15 protein-coding genes are annotated in these 20,417 nt (G+C 67.2%); 4 read left to right on the top strand and 11 right to left on the bottom strand.

The window, feature by feature from the left end:
• Nucleotides 1–18 precede the first annotated feature (18 nt).
• The gene (locus tag VFQ05_13615; GenBank protein HET9327798.1) at nucleotides 19–864 is read left to right on the top strand and encodes an ABC transporter ATP-binding protein; all 846 of its coding nucleotides are present in this window, start codon (nucleotides 19–21) and stop codon (nucleotides 862–864) included.
• On the top strand, nucleotides 864–2,144 hold the full coding sequence (locus VFQ05_13610; GenBank protein HET9327797.1) for an ABC transporter permease: 1,281 nt from the start codon (nucleotides 864–866) through the stop codon (nucleotides 2,142–2,144). The genes VFQ05_13615 and VFQ05_13610 overlap by 1 nt, the downstream gene beginning before the upstream one ends.
• 42 nt (nucleotides 2,145–2,186) lie before the next feature.
• On the opposite strand, the gene VFQ05_13605 is transcribed toward VFQ05_13610, so the two are convergent.
• From VFQ05_13605 to VFQ05_13570, 8 genes are all read right to left on the bottom strand, one after another.
• Nucleotides 2,187–3,308 (bottom strand): DUF362 domain-containing protein, encoded by a 1,122-nt coding sequence (locus VFQ05_13605; GenBank protein ID HET9327796.1) that lies wholly within the window; start codon nucleotides 3,306–3,308, stop codon nucleotides 2,187–2,189.
• A gap of 113 nt (nucleotides 3,309–3,421) precedes the next feature.
• Nucleotides 3,422–4,048 (bottom strand): carbonic anhydrase, encoded by a 627-nt coding sequence (locus tag VFQ05_13600; protein HET9327795.1) that lies wholly within the window; start codon nucleotides 4,046–4,048, stop codon nucleotides 3,422–3,424.
• On the bottom strand, nucleotides 4,045–5,958 hold the full coding sequence (locus VFQ05_13595; GenBank protein ID HET9327794.1) for an ATP-binding protein: 1,914 nt from the start codon (nucleotides 5,956–5,958) through the stop codon (nucleotides 4,045–4,047). The genes VFQ05_13600 and VFQ05_13595 overlap by 4 nt, the downstream gene beginning before the upstream one ends.
• Before the next feature lie 57 nt (nucleotides 5,959–6,015).
• Nucleotides 6,016–7,167, bottom strand: a complete 1,152-nt coding sequence (locus VFQ05_13590; GenBank protein ID HET9327793.1) for an acyl-CoA dehydrogenase family protein — start codon at nucleotides 7,165–7,167, stop codon at nucleotides 6,016–6,018.
• Between the two features lie 28 nt (nucleotides 7,168–7,195).
• Nucleotides 7,196–7,579 carry a hypothetical protein gene (locus VFQ05_13585; protein HET9327792.1) on the bottom strand — a complete coding sequence of 128 codons (384 nt, stop codon included), beginning with the start codon at nucleotides 7,577–7,579 and terminating at the stop codon, nucleotides 7,196–7,198.
• 13 nt (nucleotides 7,580–7,592) lie between these two features.
• Complete coding sequence (locus VFQ05_13580) at nucleotides 7,593–8,789, bottom strand: acyl-CoA dehydrogenase (GenBank protein HET9327791.1); 1,197 nt, start codon at nucleotides 8,787–8,789, stop codon at nucleotides 7,593–7,595.
• Nucleotides 8,790–8,793: 4 nt separating this feature from the next.
• Entirely contained in the window at nucleotides 8,794–9,687 is an 894-nt protein-coding gene (locus tag VFQ05_13575) for a 3-hydroxybutyryl-CoA dehydrogenase (GenBank protein ID HET9327790.1), read from the bottom strand.
• Entirely contained in the window at nucleotides 9,684–10,877 is a 1,194-nt protein-coding gene (locus VFQ05_13570; protein HET9327789.1) for an acetyl-CoA C-acetyltransferase, read from the bottom strand. The genes VFQ05_13575 and VFQ05_13570 overlap by 4 nt, the downstream gene beginning before the upstream one ends.
• A 212-nt stretch (nucleotides 10,878–11,089) precedes the next feature.
• Here VFQ05_13570 and VFQ05_13565 point away from each other — a divergent pair, with 212 nt between their 5' ends.
• On the top strand, nucleotides 11,090–12,469 hold the full coding sequence (locus VFQ05_13565) for a hypothetical protein (protein ID HET9327788.1): 1,380 nt from the start codon (nucleotides 11,090–11,092) through the stop codon (nucleotides 12,467–12,469).
• Here the strand turns inward: VFQ05_13565 and VFQ05_13560 are convergent.
• Nucleotides 12,448–13,638, bottom strand: a complete 1,191-nt coding sequence (locus tag VFQ05_13560; protein HET9327787.1) for an FIST N-terminal domain-containing protein — start codon at nucleotides 13,636–13,638, stop codon at nucleotides 12,448–12,450. The genes VFQ05_13565 and VFQ05_13560 overlap by 22 nt on opposite strands.
• Nucleotides 13,639–13,664: 26 nt before the next feature.
• The gene (locus VFQ05_13555; GenBank protein ID HET9327786.1) at nucleotides 13,665–14,807 is read right to left on the bottom strand and encodes an acyl-CoA dehydrogenase family protein; all 1,143 of its coding nucleotides are present in this window, start codon (nucleotides 14,805–14,807) and stop codon (nucleotides 13,665–13,667) included.
• A gap of 132 nt (nucleotides 14,808–14,939) precedes the next feature.
• On the opposite strand from VFQ05_13555, the gene VFQ05_13550 reads away from it, so the two are divergent.
• Nucleotides 14,940–17,036, top strand: coding sequence for a DUF4838 domain-containing protein (locus tag VFQ05_13550; protein ID HET9327785.1), 2,097 nt, complete (start codon nucleotides 14,940–14,942; stop codon nucleotides 17,034–17,036).
• Between the two features lies 1 nt (nucleotide 17,037).
• On the opposite strand, the gene VFQ05_13545 is transcribed toward VFQ05_13550, so the two are convergent.
• On the bottom strand, nucleotides 17,038–20,388 hold the full coding sequence (locus VFQ05_13545) for an FG-GAP-like repeat-containing protein (GenBank protein HET9327784.1): 3,351 nt from the start codon (nucleotides 20,386–20,388) through the stop codon (nucleotides 17,038–17,040).
• Between the last annotated feature and the right edge of the window lie 29 nt (nucleotides 20,389–20,417).

Here is a 20,417-nt window from a genome sequence, read left to right as displayed (position 1 = left end):
TTCCGTAGAGTGCCCACCATGTTGAAGCTCGACGAGGTCCGCAAGAGTTACGGCGCCACGGTGGCGGTCGAATCGCTGACGCTCGACATTCGGCCCGGAGAGGTCTTCGGGCTGCTCGGCCCCAACGGCGCCGGCAAGTCCACCACCGTGGGGCTGGCGATCGGCCTCCTGGAGCCCGATCGTGGGCGCATCGAGATCGCCGGTCTCGGCTCGCCGAGTGATCCGAAGGTTCGAGCGAAGATCGGCGTCGCCCCACAGGCGCTGGCCATCTACGAAGAGCTCTCCGCGGTGGAGAATCTGCGCTTCTTCGGCGCCATCCAGGGGCTCGAAGGCCAGGCATTGGATGAGCGCACGAAGTGGGCGCTCGACTTCGTGGGTCTCACGGCACGCGCCAAGGATCGCGCGGCGACGTACTCCGGCGGCATGAAGAGGCGCCTCAACCTCGCGGTCGGCGTTGTGCACGATCCGCCGTTGCTGCTGCTCGACGAGCCCACGGTCGGCGTGGATCCGCAGTCGCGCAACGCCATCTTCGAGAACATCCTGGCGCTCAAGCGCGAAGGCCGCACGATCCTCTACACCACCCATTACATGGAAGAGGCGCAGCGTCTCTGCGATCGAGTCGGAATCATCGATCAGGGGCGACTGCTGGCGCTCGACACCGTGCCCAGGCTGATCGGCGCCCACGGTGGCCGCAGCGCGCTGGTGCTGGAGCGCGACGGCCAGGAGCAGCGCCTGGAGACCGATGATCCGGTCGCCGAGCTCACGCAGCTGGCCAGGAACGGCGGCTTGCCGCGCTTCCGCCTCGAGCAGCCCGATCTCGAAGCGGTGTTCCTCAACCTCACCGGGCGCCACCTGAGGGACTGATGCACGCGTTTCTGGCGATGATCGGCAAGGACCTGCTCCTCCTGGCGCGCGACCGCATGGGGTTCTTCTTCACCTTCATCTTCCCGGTCATGATCGCGATCTTCTTCGGAGCGATGTTCAGCGGCGGTGGCCGCGAGCCCCGCGGCCTCTCGATCGCGGTGGTCGACGAGGACCAGTCGGCACAGTCCAAGGCGTTCGCCACGCGGCTCGACTCGCTGCCCGAGTTCGATGCGCAGCGGATGAGCCGAGCCGAGGCGAAAGAGGCGGTGACGCTCGGCAAGCGGCTGGCGTATGTGGTGCTGCCGCGCGGCTTCGGCGAGCTGAAGCAGCGGCCCTTCTACGGACCTGGTCCCGAGGTCGAGCTCGGGCTCGATCCATCGCGCAAGGCCGAGGCGGGAATGATTCAGGGCGTGCTCGCCAAGTATCTGTCGGAAGACACACAGGCGATCTTCAGCCGTCCCCAAGCCATGCAGCAGCAGATGCGGCGCAGCCTGGCCGAGCTCGACAGCGCGCGCGACATCCCCGCCGCGCAACGCGCTTCGGTCAGGCGTCTTCTCGGGGAGCTCGACCGCTTCGCGACCGATCAGGCACGCGACTCGGCGACGGCGGGCGGTCCCGGGCGCGCCGCGTGGCAGCCGGTGCGCTTCAGCACCAGCGACGTGGCTCGCATCCGTCGCGGCCCGCGCAACGCCTACGAGGTCAGCTTCCCGCAGGGTGTCCTGTGGGCGATCCTGAACGGCGCGTTCGGATTCGCCATGGGACTGGTCAACGAGCGCACGCGCGGCACACTGGTGAGGCTGCGCATGGCGCCGCTCTCGCGCGGCCAGATCCTCGGCGCCAAGGCGGGCGCCGCGTTGATCGCCATCATCGCGATCGCGACCATCGTGCTCGCGCTGGGCGCGCTCGTGTTCGGCCTGCGGCCCAGCTCTTTGCCTTTGCTGGCTCTGGCCGTGGTCTCCGCCGCCACGGGGCTGACCGGCATCATGCTGGTGATCTCCGCGGCAGGCACCACCGCACGCGCCGTCTCGGGCCTCGGCTGGGCGATCATGATGACCATGTCGATGACCGGCGGCGCGATGATCCCGCTGTTCGCCATGCCTTCATGGATGCAGACCGCGAGCATGGCGAGCCCGGTGCGCTGGGCGATCCTGGGTCTCGAAGGGGCGATCTGGCGCGGATTCACTCCGGCGCAGATGCTGGCGCCGTGCGCCATCCTGCTTGGGCTCGGACTCGGAGGATTCGCGCTGGGAACGAAGCTCCTGCGCCGGACGGAGGCGTAGCTTGTAAGTTCTTGCTGTCCCCGGGGACAGCAAGGAATTACATCAGGCCTTCTGCAGCGCGGCTCCGGTGCCATAGGCGTTGAAGAGCTTGCCCCAGTCGGTCTCGAGGATCTGCTTCACCCGCGGCTTGCCGTTGACCGGATACCAGTAGCCGTCGTGGTAGGCGCGTGAAGCGAAGAAGCTCCACGGCACGATCGGCGAGCGCAGGAGGAGGTTCTCGAGCGGCTTGAGCGGCCCCCAGTAGATCAGCTTCTGTCCCCACGAGGCGAAGGTGTTCTCCTGCAGGCTGCCGCGGAAGCCGAAGTTCACGCCCTTGATGTCGTCGCCGACGATCTCGATCTCGCTGGGATTGCCGACGCCCAGCCCGTTCTCATGGGCGAGGCGGATGAACTTGAGGTCGGCCATCGGATCGAAGCCCATCAGCTTGGCGGCGATCGCGTCGATGGCCACGCAGTCGCTGGAAGCCAGGATGTAGTTCTTGACGTGCGGGCGCATCGCGCGCGGGCCCGGGCCCTCGCCGGCGATGGTGCCATCCATCACCGCGAACACGCCGGGATGGACCTCCTTCTGGATCCGCAGCAGGTCGACGAGGGTCTCGTGGATCACCGAGTGGGTCCAGTGGCGATTCAGGTTCAGCAGCCCGCCGAAGGCGTTCTTCATGGCGCCGGTCGTGCCGGTGAACACGTGGGTCTTCACCGTCGGCAGGTGGATGACGTTCTTGCCCATCAGCAGCTTGGGGATCTGGATCCCCTGCTTCTCGAACACCCGGTCGAGCACCAGCATCTTCGACTTGGGCTGATACGTGATCCATTCGGTGGGCGGCTCGCTGAGGTACTGGATCGGAACCTTGTAGCGGTCGAGCACCGGAGCGAGGTGATTCTTGACCGTGCCCTCGCGGCAGCTCACCACCACGGTGTCGTTCTGGGCCGCGATGAGATCGCGGGAGACGTCATAGCCGTCGGAACGAAGCTTCTCGATCACGCCGTGCATCTGCCAGGGCGTCGTGGAGCAGGCCGGCATGTAGACGTGCCAGGAGATGTTGATTCGCAGGCAGGTCTGGGCGCTGAAGGGAAGCGCCTGGCGGTAGCCCGCCAGGTCCATCAGGCGGCCATAGTCCTCGACCACGGTTTCGGGTGAAGTGCGTAGGACGGCGACTTTCGACATGAAGGCCTCGGGGGTGAAGATGCTCGTTTCGCGGGCCGCGATTCTAGCAAATCTTCATCGTTATCGGCGGACGCCCGTCCCATCTGATCCCGGCATTGGCGATCGACCCTGGCTCAGGCTGAAGCGACGACTCCCTCGAAGAAGTCGACGACGCCCGTCTGCAGGGAGTACTCCGCCCCGACCACCACCAGCCCATCGGTCGCGATCAGCTGCTCGAGCACTTCCGAGCCGTGCTTGAGCTGCTCCGCGGAAGCGCGGATGTTGGCTCGCACCGCCTGCTCGAGCAGCCGGTCCGGATCCGAAGCGGCCTGGCCGCTCAACAACCCTTCGACCGCGGGCCGGATGCGGTCGACGATCGACCGCAGATTGCGGGAGTGCTTCCCTCCGCTCGGCCTCTGCAGCTCCTCGAGCGTGGCCATGACAGCCCCGCATCGGGAATGGCCGAGGACGACCACGAGCCGTGTGCCGAACTGCTCCGCCGCGAATTCGATGCTGCCGATCTGCGACGGCGCCACGATGTTTCCGGCCACACGGATCACGAAGAGATCGCCGAGACTCTGGTCGAACACCATTTCCGCCGGAACGCGCGAATCGGAGCAGCCGAGCACGATGGCGAATGGCTCCTGCCCATCCTCGAGCGCGCGCCGGCGTGCCTGAAGAGGTCCCCGGCTTCGATAGTCCGACGCGAAGCGGCGATTGCCTTCGCGCAGCCGCTCGAGCGCTTCGGTCGCGGGAATCAGATGGCGCTTCCGCTCTCGAGCCGATGCTTCAGCCGGCCCAGCAAGGTGGTCGGATCCACCGGCTTCACCAGGTGCTCGTCGAATCCGGCCTCGATCGTGCGCGCCTGATCTTCTGCCTGTCCCCATCCGGTCACCGCGATCAGCACCATGCTCCTGCCCCATGGCTGCTCGCGAATGCGCCGGGCCAGCTCGTAACCGTTCATCCGCGGCATCCCGATGTCCAGCAGCGCCACGTCGGGGCGGAACTCCTTCGCCGTACGAAGGCCGGCCACGCCGTCCGCGGCGGTTCGAACCTCGTAGCCCATCGCGCCCAGCATCATGCCCAGGCTCGTGGCGGAATCGTCGTTGTCGTCCACCACCAGCACGCGGCGGCCGGCCTGTGACGCCGGATGGACGTCGTCGGCAACCGATTGCGTGCGCGTGGCGGACGAGGTCGAGAGGATCGGCAGCCGCACCACGAACTCACTCCCGCGCCCCAGGCCATCGCTGTGCGCGGTCACGCTGCCGCCGTGCATCTCCACCAGACGCTTCACCATGGTGAGGCCGATGCCCAGACCGGTCCTCGAGCGCTCGAGGGATCGATCCACCTGCGTGAAGAGGTCGAAGACGCTCGCCAGCTTGTCGCTCGGCAAGCCGATTCCCGTGTCCCGCACCGAAACCACGACGTCGCTGCCCTCGCGCCGGGCGGCGACCGTGATCTGTCCGCCGCGCTCGGTGAACTTGGCGGCGTTGTTGAGGAGGTTCGCGAAAGCCTGGGCGAGCCGGGTGAGATCGGCATCGAGCTCGATGTGCTCGGAAGGCAACGCGAGGGAGAGCGTGTGCCCGAGGCTGTCGATCAACGGCCGGCTCGTCTCCACGGCGCCGTGGATCACGCGCGACAAGGAGACGTGTTCACGTCGCAGCTCGATCTGGTTGCGCGTGATCCGGGACACGTCCAGCAGGTCGTCGATCAGCCGCGTCATGTGCTGCATCTGGCGGTCGATCACGTCGCGGGCCCAATCGACCTCGTGGGCGGCGGCGCCCTTGAGCTTCAGGATCTGGGTCGCGTTGCGAATGGGCGCCAGCGGATTGCGCAGCTCATGCGCCAGCGTGGCCAGGAACTCGTCCTTGCGCCGGTCGGCGTCCTTCAGCGCTTCCTCGCTGCGGCGCCGCGCATCGATGTCGAGCACCACGGCGACCCAGCCATCCGGAACCCCCCGGGCGTCGAGCGTCGGGGAGTACACGGCGTGGATCCAGCGGAGGCCCAGCCCCTGGAAGTCGATCTGCTCCTCGTAACGCACTTCCTCGCCGGCGAGCACGCGCTCGAAGTAAGGCATCAGCCGGTGGAAAGCCTCGTGGCCGATGACGCTCTCGATCGGCTGCCCGATGACGTCCTCGGGCTTGCGCCGCAGCCATTCAGCATAGGGCCGGCTGACCCAAAGGTATCGGAAGTCGCGGCTGCATCGCGTCACCGGCGCGCTCATGGAGTCGGTGACGAGGTGGAGCTGTTCCTCGCTGCGGCGCAGCGAGGCTTCGGCGGCTCGTTGATGCTCGATGCTCCGCTCGGCCTTGGCGCGCTCGGCCTCGAGACGGCGGTTGGTGAGCCTCATGGCCTGCCAGAAGCCGAGCATGACGGCACAGGAGAAGAGGTACATGACGAGCCGCAGGACTTCCTGCGGATCTCTGGTCAGGAAGGTGCCACGCGGCTCGATGAAGAAGTAATTCGCGGCGAGGTATCCGAGGACCACGGACACGATCGCGGCACGGATACCCCCGAACCACATCGCCACGCCGACGGCGCCGAAGAGGAACCCCAACGGGAAATCTGCGCCCAGCCAGGGATCCAGGATGGCGCGAGTCAGGATCGCGGTGGCGGTCGCGGCCACGGCGATGAGGTAGTCGACGAAACGAGGCCAAGGCCGAGGGCGCATGGCAATCCTCACGAGGGTCGCCGTTCTGGGGAGGACGTCATGTTACCCCAGGCGAGACTAGACCTTCACGCCTTCCTTCAGCAGGCTTCGGGCGATCACCAGCCGCTGGATCTCGCTGGTCCCTTCGTAGATCTCCATGATGCGCGCATCGCGGTAGTAGCGCTCGACCGCGTACTCCTTGACGTATCCGTAGCCGCCGTGGATCTGGATGGCCTGGTGGGTCACCCAGGTGGCGGCTTCGGTCGCGTGGAGCTTGGCCATGGCCGAAGTGCGTCCGAAGGACTGGCCGGTGTCGCGCATCCACGCCGCCTGCTGGATGAGCAGCCGGGAGGTGTGGATCCGGCGCTCCATCTCGGCGAGCTTGAACTGGATCGCCTGGATCGCCGCCAGCGGTCCGCCGAAGGCATGGCGTTGCTGCGCGTAGCGGATGGCCTCGTCACGCGCCGCCCGCATGACGCCGAGGGCCTGCGAGGCGACGCCGATGCGGCCGGCGTCCAGGGCGCTCAACGCGACCTTGAAACCCGCGCCTTCCGGACCGAGCCGGTTATCGACCGGGATCCGCATGTCCTCGAGCGACAGCGAGATCGTGTCCGAGCCGCGCAGCCCCATCTTGTCCTCGGGCTTCCCGAGCTTGAGGCCAGGGGTTCCCTTCTCGACGATGAAGGCCGAGATGCCGCGGCTGCCGGCGTCCTTGTCGGTGCGCGCGAAGACCAGGTAGATGCCCGCGCGCAGGCCGTTCGTCACCCAGTTCTTGGATCCGTTGAGCACGTAGTCGTCGCCGTCGCGGATGGCCGTCGCCTCGAGCGCACCCGCATCCGATCCGGCGCCGGGTTCGGAGAGGGAAAACGCGCTCATCTCCTTCGAGATCAGCCGAGGCAGGAAGCGGCGCTTCTGATCATCGGTCGCCCAGCGATACACCGGGATCAGGCCGACCGAGTTGTGGACCGCGATCATGATGGCGAGCGCCGCCGAGACGTACGCGATCTCCTCGACCACGAGCGCGATCGTCCGCGCGTCGTAGCCGACGCCGCCCCACTCCTCGGGAACCGCCATGCCGAGGAATCCCTGCTCGGCGAGCCGACTCACCGCGGTCGAAGGGACCTCGCTCAGCTGGTCCCAGCGGGCGGCATGCGGCGCGAACTCACGCGCGCACAGCTCGCGCACGGCGTTGCGGATCACCAGCTGGTCTTCGGAGAGGTCGAAGTTCATGGACGGCTCTCGATGAGATCTCGAAGCATCAGGCGGGAACCTCGTCTGGGTTCTCGCGGAAGAAGATCAGGCAAACCACCGCCAGGCCGGCCATCACCATGCCACCACCCGGGTAGAGCAGCGAGATGAGCGCCGCGCCGAGCGCCAGCGGATACGCCTTCCAGTCCCCCGCCCACAGGCCGAGCACACCACCGATCCACATCAATCCGATGATGGCCTTGATGCTGTTCACCACGAGCGGCGACACGCCGAACCGTCCGAGAAACACCGTCCAGACGCCGGGGTCGCCGACCAGATTGAAGTAATCCCCGCTGACGAACGGATAGCCGCCCTGGAACAGCATGGTGATGCCGGGATAGATCATGGCTGCGGTCAGGATCACGAGCGCCACGGGGCGCACCGGTCGAGTCATCCCTTCCTCCCTTTCACGAGCCGGCGGACGGCGCGTGCTCTTTGAGAACCTGTGCCGCGACCACCATCTTCTGGACTTCGGTCGTGCCTTCGTAGATCTCGGTGATGCGGGCGTCGCGCCACAGGCGCTCCACCGTGAACTCCGTGAGATATCCGTAGCCGCCGTGCACCTGGATGGCCAGGTGCGCGCAGCGCGTGGCGGCCTCGGACGCGTGCCACTTCGCGAGCGACGCCTCCTTGACGTGGTGGCGGTCCTGATCGCGAAGCCACGCGGCCTGGTACGTGAGGAGCCGCGCGGTATCGACCTCGACGGCCATGTCGGCCAGCATGTGGCGGATGGCGTCGAACTCGCCGATCGGACGATCGAACTGCCGGCGTTCGCCGGCATAGCGAACCGCGGCCTCGAACGCCGCCTGCGCGATGCCCAGCGCCTGCGCCGCGATTCCGATGCGGCCGCCGCCCAGCGTGGCCATGGCGACGCTGTAGCCCTTGTTGGGCTCGCGCAGCAGGTTCTCGTGCGGCACGCGCGCGCCGGCAAGCGCGATCTCCCGCGTGTCGGAGGCGTGGATGCCGAGCTTCTTCTCCTTCTTGCCCTTGGTCACTCCGGGAGTGTCGGCGTCGACGATGAATGCCGAGATTCCCTTCGAGCCGAGCGCAGGATCGGTGGAGGCGTACACCACCAGCACTTGCGACGGTCCGGCGTTGGTCACGAACAGCTTGGTTCCGTCCAGAATCCAGTGATCGCCATCACGGCGCGCGCGCGTCTGCTGGTTGGCCGCGTTGCTCCCGGCATTGGGCTCGGTGAGGCAATAAGCGCCGATCCACTCCCCCTTGGCGAGCCGCGTCAGGTACTTCTGCTTCTGCGCCTCGGTGCCGTAGGCGAGGATGGGATAGTTGACGAGCGAATTGTGCGCCGAGCAGATCACCCCATGGCTGGCGCACACGCGCGACAGCTCCTCGATCGCGATCACGTAGGAGACGTAGTCCATCCCCGCGCCACCGTAGACCTCGGGAACGAACAGGCCCATGAGTCCGAGCTCGCCCATCTTGCGGGTGGTCTCGGCGGGGAACTCGTGGGTCTCGTCGATCTCGGCCGCGATCGGGCGGATCTCGCTCTCGGCGAAGTCGCGGACCATCTCGCGGACCGCCTGCTGGTCTTCGCTGAGATCGAACGCAGGACTGGTGGATGTGACGAGCGTCTCGGAGCTCACGGTTTCAGCTCGTGTATTCGTAGAAGCCACGCCCGGTCTTGCGGCCCAGATACCCGGCGCGGACCATCTTGCGAAGCAGCGGGCAGGGCCGGTACTTGGAATCACCCAGCCCGTCGTGAAGCACTTCCATGATGCTCAGGCAGGTATCGAGGCCGATCAGGTCGGCAAGCGCCAGAGGCCCGATCGGGTGGTTCATGCCGAGCTTCATCACCGAGTCGATGGCCTCGCGGCTGGCAACGCCTTCCATCAGGCAAAAGACGGCCTCGTTGATCATCGGCATCAGCACGCGATTCGAGACGAAGCCGGGGTAGTCGTTGACCTCGACCGCAGTCTTGCCCAGCCGCTGGCACAGATCGGCGACGACCGCGTAGGTGTCATCGCTCGTGGCCAGCCCGCGAATCACCTCGACCAGCGGCATCACCGGGACCGGGTTCATGAAGTGCATGCCGATCACTCGGTCCGGCCGGCCGGTGGTGGCGGCGATCTCGGTGATCGAGATGCTGGACGTGTTGGTGGCGAGGATCGCGTCCTTCGCAGCGATTCCATCGAGCGACTGGAACACCTTGCGCTTGAGCCCGGCGTCCTCGCTCACCGCTTCGACCACCACACCGCAGCTCGCGGCGGCGTCGATCGCGGTGCCCCCGTGGATGTGCCGCAGGATCGCCGGGGCCTGATCGGTTCCCCAGCCCTGCTTCTTGGCCACGCGCTCGAGGCTCTTGGCGATGCTGGAGAGCGCGCGGTCGACCAGCTCCGGCTTCACGTCGATGAGCTCCACGTCGAACCCCGAGGTGGCGAACACCTGGGCGATGCCGTTCCCCATGACGCCGCCGCCGATCACGGCCACACGGCTCACTTGGCTCGAAGCTCCCGCTGCCACCGGCGCCGTCTGCGTGCTCAAGCGCGCTCCACCGCGAGCGCCACGGCGTTGCCACCCCCGAGGCAGAGCGTCGCCATGCCGGTCTTCTTGCCACGCTGCTCGAGTGCGTGGAGCAGCGTCACCAGCACGCGCGCCCCGGACGCGCCGATCGGATGGCCGAGCGCGACCGCGCCACCGTTCACGTTGACGCGATCCCAGTCCCAGCCCAGGGCCTTGCCGTCGGCGATCGCCTGGGCGGCGAAGGCTTCGTTGGCCTCGATGAGGTCGAAGTGTCCGATCTTGACGCCCATCTTCTTCAAGAGCTTCTCGACCGCATCGACCGGAGCGAAGAAGAGGTCCTTGGGCTCGCCGCCCCCGGTGGCATACGCGATCACGCGAGCGAGCGGCTTGGCTCCGCTCTGCTTCACGCGCTCGCCGCTCATCAGGATCACGGCGGCGCCGCCGTCGTTGAGTCCCGGCGCGTTGCCGGCGGTGATGGCGCCACCCTTGTCACGCGTCACCGCGGGCAGCTTGGCCAGCGTTTCTGGAGTGCTCTCCGGACGGATGGACTCATCCTTCCCGATCACCACCGGATCACCCTTCCGCTGCGGGATGGAGACGGGCACCACTTCCTTCGAGAAGTGACATTCCGCCCAGGCCCGAGCCGCCTTTTGGTGGCTCGAGGCCGAGAACTCGTCGATCTCGCCGCGCGAGAGGCCCGCTTTCTCGAAGGTGTACTGGGCAAGCTCGATCATGTGGCAGTCGTTGAACGAGCACCAGAGGCCGTCCATCACGACACCGTCCTTCATCACCGTGTCGCCGAGCTTCTGGCCGGTGCGGCCGCTGAACAAGTAATGCGGCGCCGTGCTCATGCTCTCCATGCCGCCGGCCACGATGCAGTGCGCATCGCCCGCCTTGATGGCCTGGGCGCCCATCATCACCGCCTTGAGCCCCGAGCCGCACACCTTGTTGATGGTGACGGCGCCCACCTTGGGGTCGATGCCGGCCTTGATCTGGGCCTGGCGCGCGGGCGCCTGGCCTTGACCGCCCTGCACCACGTGGCCCATCAGCACCTCGTCGACCTGGTCGCCGGCGACGGAAGCTCGCTTCATGGCCTCGCGGATCGCGATGGCGCCGAGATCCGAAGCCTTGAGAGGTGAAAGCCCGCCGAGAAAACGGCCGATCGGAGTGCGGGCTGCTCCGACGACGAAGACTTCCGGATAAGAGGTCATGGGAGCACTCGTGGATAGGATTGGGCGGAGCCGGGGCCTCCCGGGCACGGGTATCGAGCAACCGGCGAGAGAAACGCATACTACACCAAGCCCGAGGCACTGGGGAATCACGCGCCGAGCCTGTATGCTGTCCCGTCTTCCGCTCCCTCGAGCGCCCTTCGAACTCGACTCTCGGACCGGCGCTCGTTCCCGTCTCGATCTCCGAGGTCCGATTGTCATTGGCTCGCGGCGCGCGGCTCGCGTCGCTCGTGATCGTTGCGTCGCTCTGCAGCGCCTCCGCCCGCTCCGAGGAGTCCGTGCTCGTGTTCGAGCGGCTCTCGCGGACCTCCACCTTGAGACCACCTTCGCAGGGCGGTCCGGTCGTCGTCGATTCGACGAGGAGCGAGGTCATGGTGGCGCTCGGCGACCATCGGTTGGTCGCCTACGAGCCAACCTCGGTGTGGATCTACGACTTCGCGCGCAAGCGGGTTCAGCGGGTGAACACTCGCGATCAGGTCTACAGCGACTGGTCACTTCACTCCTTCGTCGCCTTCAAGGAAATGGAGCTCCAGGAGCGGCTCGCCACGCGACGGCGGATGGAGAAGGCCCGTCCGGGAACCGAGCCCTCGGTGCTCGAGATGGAGGCGTTGTTCTCGATTCAGGCGCCTCCCAAGAGCCGCGGCCGCCGCGAGACGCTCGCCGACTCCGTCCGGGACGGCCGTCTGACGGTCTGGATCAACGGCCGCGTGAGCCTCGAAGCGATGACGACCGACACCGCCTTCGCGCCCGGCCGCGCGCACATGTTCGATCGCTATCTGGCATTCCAGGCCAATATCCATCCGGACGCGCGCCGCGCCTTGATGCGTCTCGGGAAGGTCCCGCGGCAGATCATCTATCGCTATCGGGATTTCAACCAGGAGACCGTCGTGATGCTCCGCCTGGTGCGCATCGCCTCGGCTCCCGAAGCCAACGATCCGGCGGCGATGGCGAAACGACTGGACCTCGATGATCCGCGGTACCGCGAGCTCGACCAGCGGCTTGCCGGGTGCAAGAGCTGCAAGGGCCTCGGCGACTGGGTCCCGGAGTCGCAGCGGTTCGAAGCAGCCGCGCTCGATTCGGGGCGTTTCCTCGAAGCGGCGCTGGCGCGTGCGGAGCGCGTGATGGGGGCTTGCGAGCGGGACTCCGCTTGGTCGCGCGAGATCGAGCGGCGCGTCCGAGGCGACTCCGCCATTGCCGCATGCCGCGCGGGACTGGCATGGCGCGACTCCGCGAGCGCCGCCGCGGCGCTGCAAAGGCTCGATCGCGTGAACGGCTCGGGACTCGAGCGGGCCTACGTGCTCGATTACCTGCGTGGCCGGGCTCGCATCGCAACGCACCACTACGATCTCGCGGCCTATCTCATGATGGGGGCGCTGGGCGGCAATCCGTGCATGGCGGCCGGCTGGCTCGACCTGGCAGACCTCTACATGCGCTCATACCAGCCGGTGCTCGCCTGGATGTGCCTGGAGGCGGCGGAGGAAGTGGGCAGTCCCGGCCGGTGCGAGCCACGGCTCGCCCAGCGCGCGAAGCGTGAGCGCGAGCTGGAGAAGCGCTACCCCGAGCTCTTCGAGTAAGACTCGCGCGGACGAAAGATCGCGATGCTGGCGGTCTGACCATGCAGGTGGTTGTGGTCACCGATCGGCCCGATCTCTCCCGCGGCAAAGAACCCGGCGATCGGCACCGGCCCCCCGAGCGCCTCCTGCAGGGTGCCGATGTCGCGATGCGGCTCTCCGAAGAAAGCCTTGCCGCGTCCATTGCACGAGAACATCAGCGCCGCGTGCGCCTTGGAATCGAACGCCTGCGGCGAGAGCAGCATCTCGAGATCCTCGCGCGCGATCGCGGCGTCGCGCACGTGCAGGCGCACCTGCTCCTTCTCGGCGACCCGGTCGCCGACCGCGATCGCGCCGCGATCACGATCGGCGCCCAGCAGGTTGCGGATCAAGTAGTCGCCGCGGCCCGCGGCGGCGCCACGCGCGGGCCGTCCCATGTAGAGGCCGTGCTTCAGATGGGTGTGCTCGGACTCGGGCAGCGAGCGGAGCACCTGCTCCGTGCGCTCGAGCGCGGGCTGGCCGTCGAGCTCGAGGATGATGTTCTGCTCGGCGCGCGTGACCGCGAGCGGCGGACCGATCGGACGGCATCCCTGCGACACCACGACGTCCACCCGCAGCGCGCCCCGCAGCGCCACCGCGACGCCCCCCTCGTGCGCAGTCCAGTCGTTGAGCACCAGCACGTTGGAGTGCGGCCGCACGCCCGCGCTCGCCATGCCGCCCACCACGCGCACGCCGGGCGCGTGGCGGTTGAAGGCTCGCAATGCGCGCTCGATGTCGAGCGAGAAGGGGTCGCCCAGCAGGAGCACCACCTCGGCGCGCTCCAGCCCGCGCGTATGGCGCGCGAACTCGAGCGGATCTTCGATCGCTTCGCCCCACGTCGGGGCGTCCAGGATGAATGGATTCACCTCGACCCCGGGAAGCCGCGCGGCGATCAGCGTCAGCGCGGGCCCCTGCTCGATCTCGCGATCCGTGCTCACCACGGCCTTCGCACTCACCCCGATCCTGCACCGCGGCGACAGCGCGCGCAGCAGCGTGTCGGGGACCGCCTCGGGAGGCGTCGCCAGGTGGCGCGTGAAGAACACCATCGCCAGATCCACCGGTCCGGGTCCCAGGCCTTCGACCACCCGGGCAGCGGCCTGCTCCACGGCGGCCACCGGATCGGGTTCGAGAGAGTGGGAGGCCGCCCAGAGCACGGTGCCGTTCGACGGAGGCGGGACGATCAGGTCCCGGAAAGGATCTCGCGGGCGATCACCATGCGCTGGATCTCGCTGGTGCCCTCACCGATCTCCATCAGCTTCGCGTCGCGGTGCATGCGCTCGACCGGCACTTCGCGCATGTAGCCCATGCCGCCATGGATCTGGATCGCCTTGTCGGTGATCCAGTTCGCGGCCTCGCTCGCGAACAGCTTGGCGATCGAGGCTTCCTTCACGAAGCTCTTGCCGGCGTCCTTGAGCAGGGCGGCGTGATAGATGAGGAGCCGCGACGCCTCGATCTTGGTGGCCATGTCGGCGAGCATGAACTGCACCGCCTGGAAATTGGCGATCGGCTGGTTGAACTGGCGGCGCTGCTTGGCGTAGGCGACCGCGTGCTGGTGCGCCCCGCGGGCGATGCCGAGCGACATGGCGCCGATCGAGATGCGGCCCCCGGTCAGCGTGCGCATGAAGGCCTTGAAGCCGCCGCGCGGGTCGCCGAGCAGGTTCTCGTCGGGAATGAAACAGTCCTCGAAGTAGATCGCCACCGTGTCGGAGCCGCGGAGGCCCATCTTCTTCTCGCGCGGGCCCGCGCGATAACCCTTGGTCGAGGTATCGACGATGAACGCGGAGATCCCATCGGGCCCGATGCCCGGTTCGGTGACCGCGGTGAGGGTGACGTACTTCGCGACGCTGCCGTTGGTGATGTAGATCTTCTCGCCGTTCACCTTCCAGCCGCCGGGCACCTTCACGGCGGTGGTGCGGGTTCCGGCGGCGTCGGAGCCGGCGCCCGGCTCGGTGAGGCCGAAGGCGCCGATCACCTCGCCCTTTGCCATCGGGGTGAGGAACTTGATCTTCTGCTCCTCGGATCCGCTCCCGAAGACCGGTCCGCATCCGAGCGAGACGTGAGCGGCGAGCGTGATGCCGGTGGACGCGCAGACTCTCGAGATCTCCTCGACCGCGATGATGTAGGAGAGCGTGTCGAGTCCGGCGCCGCCGTAACGCTCGGGATACGGCAGGCCCATGAAACCCAGCTCGCCCATCTGCTTCACGATGTCGGCGGGAAATTCTTCCTTCTCGTCGATTTCCCGAGCGCGCGGCGCCAGGACTTCGTCCGCGAACTTGCGGGCCATCTCACGGACCTGATGATGCTCTTCTCGCAGGCAGATCATGGAACGGGCCGCCGAACTCCGGGGTGGAGGGAGCAAGAGTGGTCTGGACTTGGGCCGAAGACTATGACGGCAAAGCGCTCCCGAGACAAGCGCGCGATGTCGCGTGAACGGCCTCGGTTAGACTCCGCCGTCATGACTCGCACGCACCTGGCCCTCGCGATCTGCGCGGCCGCTTGGGGGATGCTCGCCGGCTGCGGAAGCTCGGAACGGCCGGTCACCGCAGTGACGATCGTGGCCGATCCCGGGCCCTTCGCCTCGGTGGAGGAAGCGGCTTCGCCCCTTGCGCATGTGAACTGGGCGGACACCGATCACCGCGACGACGACGCCAGCACTCTCGGCTTTGCCGCGCGAGAGCTGCAGGAGGCACTGCCTGGTTGTTTCGCGTTGCCTTTCAGCTCGGTCCGAGTGGCGCCGACGCTTCCCGATACGGGCGACGCGATCGTGTTGAAGGTGGATTCGACACGCGCGGAAGCCGGCTCATTCCGCACCCGGTCCACCGAGCAGCGAGGCCGGCGGCTGATCACGATCGTCGGCCAGGATCGCGCGGGCGTGTTGGCCGGCACCTATGACCTGCTCGAGCAGCTCGGAACGACGTTCCCGGGCCACTTCGAACGCGACGCCGCCCATCCCGTGGAGCAGCATGTCGTCCAGCCCGGGGCTGCAAGAGCATGGCCGCGAAAGCTGGAGCGGTCCGCGTCGCCGGCGGTGCCGATCCGCGGTTTCTGGGCATTCGAGCCGCGCGGGAATTTCGAATTCATCCTGTGGATGGCGCGCAATCGGATGAATCAATGGACATCCGCCGACACGGCGCTCATCCCATGGATGAAGAGGCTCGCGATCAAGCTCACCGGGGGCGGCCACACGATCCAATCCGACTTCCTCTCTCCCGCGCGGTATTTCTCCTCGCACCCCGAGTGGTACGGGCTCCACGGCGGGCGACGCAGTCCCGACATCCGTGGCGAGTCGGGCGACAATTTCTGCACCTCGAACGCCGAGGCGCGGCGGGCGCTGGCGGAGGCGATCGCCGGCTCGCTGATCGGCGGGTCTCTCCGGCACGTGGACGTTCTCGAGGTATGGCCACTCGACATGGGCCGGTGGTGTGAATGTGACCTGTGCGCCGCGCAGGGAGCACCGACCGATCGCTGGCTCACGGTGCTGGCCGACGTGGCCCGCGCGGTGCGTGACGCGAGGGCCCGTGGGGCGCTGACCCGCGCGGTCGAAGTATCGACCATCGCCTACCACGAGACCTTGCCTCCACCGACGCGATCCCCTGAAGGCGACCTCGCCGGTGTGCAGGTGACGTTCTGTCCTTACTTCCGCTGTTACGCGCACGCGCTGGCCGACTCCACGTGCACCGAGGTCAACCGCAGGCTCTACCGGGCATGGGTGGGCTGGACCCAGTGGGCCACGGGACCGCGCGGAGTGTCGCTGGGCGTCTGCGAGTACTTCAACGTGGGCGCCTTCAAGTCCCTCCCCCTGATCTTTCCGCACGTCATGGCGGCCGATCTCGCGACCTACACCCGCGAGACACGGCTCGAGCGATTCGAGTACATGCACGCGCCGACTCGCCTGTGGGGCGCCTGGACACTGAATCACCATCTGATCTCGCGGCTCGCGTGGAACTCCGACCAGAACGTGGACTCGCTGATCGCTCGCTTCGCCCGCGGCTACTTCCCGGCGTCGGCGGACGCGATGCTCGAGCACCTGCGCTGGCTCGAGATCGCGAGCGCCAACATCCTGGCCCTGCAGCATTGCGCCGGCGTCTATGGCACGAGCGCAGGAGGACGGCTGACTCATCCCGAGGCGCCTGTCTTTCCTCTGCGGCATCTCCAGTCGAAGGAGACGCGGTCCGCCACCAATGACGGCCCCGATCTCGATGAGATCGAGCGCGCGGTGACGAACGCACGGGCGGCGCTCGATCGCGCACGGTCGCTTGCCCGCGATCGCATCGAGCGCGCGCGCCTCGAGGATGAATCACGGCGTTTCATCTATGGAGAGGCGATGCTCACCTTCTATATCGGGTTGATCCGCACTGCCGAACGCGAGCGCGCGGGAGACGAGTCCGGCGCCAGGGCGGCCTTCGCCAGCGCCGATCGCGCCGCCACGACCCTGCGCGCGGTCAAAGACCTCGTGCAGGTTTCCGCGTCCCACGCCAACGCGGGAGACGGACTCGAGGCGAGCGGAGTCGTTACGACCTACGAGGCGCTCCGCCGCCGCTACGTCCAGTAACTCAACGCATCCACACCACTCGGCGAACCCGCTCGCCTTGCTCGGTCCACAGACGAACCAGGTAGACGCCGGCAGGCGCCAGGCCACCGGTCGTGCGCTCGCCCTTCCACACTCGCTGGTGTCGGCCTGCCTCGAGCGAACCCTCGTGCAGGGTGGTGACTCGCCGGCCCGCCAGATCGAGCACGTCGAGCCTCACCCGACCGGTGCGAGGCAGCGCGAAGCCGATGTTCGCCACACCGCGACTCGGCGTGGGCAGGATGGCAGCGAGCTCGAGCGCCGAGGGAATCTCGGGCACGCCCACCAGCGAAGTGATTTGGAACGCCTCGCTCACAGCGAGCACCCCGATGACTTCGGGATCCGCTTGGGAGCCCGATTCGACCTGCGCGATGGCGAGGCGCGCCGCTTGACTGACGGCGTTGGGTGCATGCCACAGGAGCGTGCCGTCGTTCTGCTGCTCGGTCGCGTCCAGCGTCCAGGTCGCTCCGTCGTCCATCGAGTGCAGCAGGGCGACCCAGTTGGCGCCCTCGAGGAGCTCGTACTCGACCACGATCTCGGTGCCCGCCACGACCGACGAGTTGCCGCGCGGCACATGGATCTTGGGACGTCTCACCGCGACGACGTCGCTTCCATGGAAGAGTCCACCGCCCGTGAACGCGCCGTTGATATGGACCGGAACCGCGTCTCCGGCAGGCAGGATGGGATCCAGGTCCTCGCGGCGGAATTGGACCTCGAGATCGGAGATGCCATTCCGATCGTGGTCTCCGATCACCGGCGTGAACGAGGGATCGATGCTCACCACGCCGTTGAGCCGAATGCTGGCGGCCACGATGTCGGCCGGCGTCTCGGGACCGGCCGGCTCGATGTAGGTTGGCACGGCGTGACCGAGATGGTTTCCGCCCAGGCGAATTCGATCAATTCCGAAATCCACTTCGACCAGCGTAGAGGCGATGAACGTCGCGTGAATCGTGTGGTCGGCGCTGACATCCTCGAACGTGTAGGAGCTGACCGCCCCGACCGAGACGCCGTCCACGAGCACGTCCAGGATGCCGAAGTTCTGGGCCGGCACGATCTGGAACTGCCGGTCGGCCCCCTCCGCGACGGGAACCGTGCCGGATGGGGTGATCGAGCCCCCGGCGGCGGCCGACGCCGTGATGGAGTGAACCGGAGTGACGTTGCGCAACACCGAGAACTCGGCAACGGTGAATCGGGTCGAGAAGAGGAGATCCAGCGTGGCGTCCTCGAGCGGCGCGAGCACGACTTCATCGGCAAAGCCGCGCAGGTACACACCTTCGAGTTCGAACGTTCCGTCGCCCAGCCCACGCGCCACCTCGAGCGGCGCACTGCACGCACCACCGCTGCGGCGAATGATCGCGTCGGGGATCCCGTCGTAATCGACGTCTCCGAACTCGTCGAGCAGGACATATTGAGAGGCGAAGGTGAGGACGGGCGGTCCCAGTGCGCCGCCGCCGAGGCCCTTCATCGAGACCAAGCCTGTTTCCGTCCCGATGCATACGTCCTCGACGCCGTCTCGGTCGAGGTCGCCTACCCCGATGACATCTCCGGTCGTGAGCGGACCGTTGAAGCTCACGGGATCGGCGAAGGTGCCATCGCCATTCCCATGCGCGGACGTGATCCCGCCATCGAGACCGGCAAGCACGAGATCGAGCGCGCCGTCCCGGTCGAGGTCCGCGAAACGAAGCCCACGGAAGAGATCGCCCAAGGCGCGGCTCCACGTCTCCGTGAGTGTCCCGTCCGCGTTGCCTTTCAACACCCGCACCATGTCCAAGTCGTCGACCAGGACATCGGCTCTTCCATCGCCGTTCGCGTCCCCGACTCCGAAGGCCCCGACGAGACTGGGCACCGGCGTGCTCACGGGTGTGCCAAAGGTGGTCCCGACTCCGTTGGGAACCACCACCACCCGGCTGTCGCTGCTGCTCTGGGCAAGGATGGCGACGAGATCGAGTCGCCCGTCGCCGTTGATATCCGCGAGGCGCAGCGGGCGCGGCATCGGGGTCGAGATCGGGATCAGGGTCGCTGACGAGAAAGTGCCGGCAGCCGATCCCGTGCGGAGCCATAGCGAGTCACCACGGACCAGCGCCGCATCGAGGTGAGCGTCCTCGTCCAGCTCTCCTACCACAAACGATGTGGATGGGGTCTTGAAAATGGGGAATTTGTAGCCGGCACCTCCTCCGCTCTCGATCGTGTAATCGCCGACGGGCGTCAGGAGTGACACGGACACGGCCTGGCAGCTGGCGCCCACCAGATCGGCCTTTCCATCGCCGTTCATGTCCGCCGCCGCGAGCCCCGGACCACCGAATGTGGGATTGCTGCTCCAGGCCCCGATTTGCGGAACGATGCAGTAGATGTCGGTGCCGATCACGAAGTCCCCGACGCCCTGTCCGTTCAGCTCCATGATTCGAAACGCGGAGCTGACCGGCAGACTGGAATGAAAACCGGCGACACCGCCAACGAAGCTTTGACCGTCCCAGCGCCAGGAAAAGTAGCGAGGGGCGCCGCGAAAGCCCCCCGGCCCGAGGATGGGACCGAGATCGAACAGGCACACCTCGGGCACTCCGAACTGGCCCCTCGGGTTGATGCGCATCGGTCCGGGTCCGCCGGGCTGGCCGCTCGGGAGCGCGATGAGGGGACTCAGGCCGCTCCCGGTGTCCAAACCCACCAGCACCGTGGGGAAAAGACCCGACATGGCGAGAACAGCGACGTCGAGGTCGCCGTCGGCATCGAAATCCGCCACTTCGACCTGGCGCGGCGTTCCCTGCGAGATCGATGAAAGCATGACGTAGGGTTGGAACGTGCCGTTGCCATTTCCCCGCAACCATCCGAGCTCGGCCGGCGACGTGAGGGCCACCAGGATGTCGCGGCTGCCGTCGTCGTCAAGATCCGTCAGCTGGGCCTGCGCCGGCACACCCGGAAGCGAAACCGGCTGTGACTGAAATCCCGCGGCGAGCGACAGCACGACCGACAGCGAGGCGGCGCCTCGGTTCGTAACGATTACGTCGGCGCGCCCATCGCCGTTCAGATCGCCCACGGCCAGGGGGCCGGGACTGGGACCCGTCGACGCCTCTCCCGCGAATTCGAGGTGCCCATTGCCCAGGCCGCGAAGGAGCTGGACCTTGGCCAGCGCGGCGTCATCGATGACCACATCGATGTGCCCGTCCCCATCGAGGTCACCGGTCGCCAGCTCGGTCACCGAGCCGGTGATGCGACTCAGGATCGCGCCGTTCTCGAAGACCCCCGCGTCGGCGCGCGACACGAGCAAGCCGGAAGCGAGAGCGAGGTAGCAGGAAGTGAGGAGGGGCACGGACCGCAGGAGCGCTCGTGGGGAGCAGGTCATGAGATGCCTCCTTGGGGATGGAGCTGGAT

Source organism: Candidatus Eisenbacteria bacterium (genome assembly GCA_035712145.1).
Classification (GTDB): Bacteria; Eisenbacteria; RBG-16-71-46; order RBG-16-71-46; family RBG-16-71-46; genus DASTBI01.
Note: the sequence above shows the minus strand (reverse complement) of the source record. Positions and strands in the feature narration are given on the sequence as shown.

What these genes read in the sequence shown, in the direction of transcription:
- VFQ05_13615 (HET9327798.1), top strand. Translation starts at nt 19, where the DNA reads ATGTTGAAGCTCGACGAGGTCCGCAAGAGTTACGGCGCCACGGTGGCG.
- VFQ05_13610 (HET9327797.1), top strand. Translation starts at nt 864, where the DNA reads ATGCACGCGTTTCTGGCGATGATCGGCAAGGACCTGCTCCTCCTGGCG.
- VFQ05_13605 (HET9327796.1), bottom strand. Translation starts at nt 3,308, where the DNA reads ATGTCGAAAGTCGCCGTCCTACGCACTTCACCCGAAACCGTGGTCGAG.
- VFQ05_13595 (HET9327794.1), bottom strand. Translation starts at nt 5,958, where the DNA reads ATGCGCCCTCGGCCTTGGCCTCGTTTCGTCGACTACCTCATCGCCGTG.
- VFQ05_13590 (HET9327793.1), bottom strand. Translation starts at nt 7,167, where the DNA reads ATGAACTTCGACCTCTCCGAAGACCAGCTGGTGATCCGCAACGCCGTG.
- VFQ05_13585 (HET9327792.1), bottom strand. Translation starts at nt 7,579, where the DNA reads ATGACTCGACCGGTGCGCCCCGTGGCGCTCGTGATCCTGACCGCAGCC.
- VFQ05_13570 (HET9327789.1), bottom strand. Translation starts at nt 10,877, where the DNA reads ATGACCTCTTATCCGGAAGTCTTCGTCGTCGGAGCAGCCCGCACTCCG.
- VFQ05_13555 (HET9327786.1), bottom strand. Translation starts at nt 14,807, where the DNA reads ATGATCTGCCTGCGAGAAGAGCATCATCAGGTCCGTGAGATGGCCCGC.
- VFQ05_13550 (HET9327785.1), top strand. Translation starts at nt 14,940, where the DNA reads ATGACTCGCACGCACCTGGCCCTCGCGATCTGCGCGGCCGCTTGGGGG.
- VFQ05_13545 (HET9327784.1), bottom strand. Translation starts at nt 20,388, where the DNA reads ATGACCTGCTCCCCACGAGCGCTCCTGCGGTCCGTGCCCCTCCTCACT.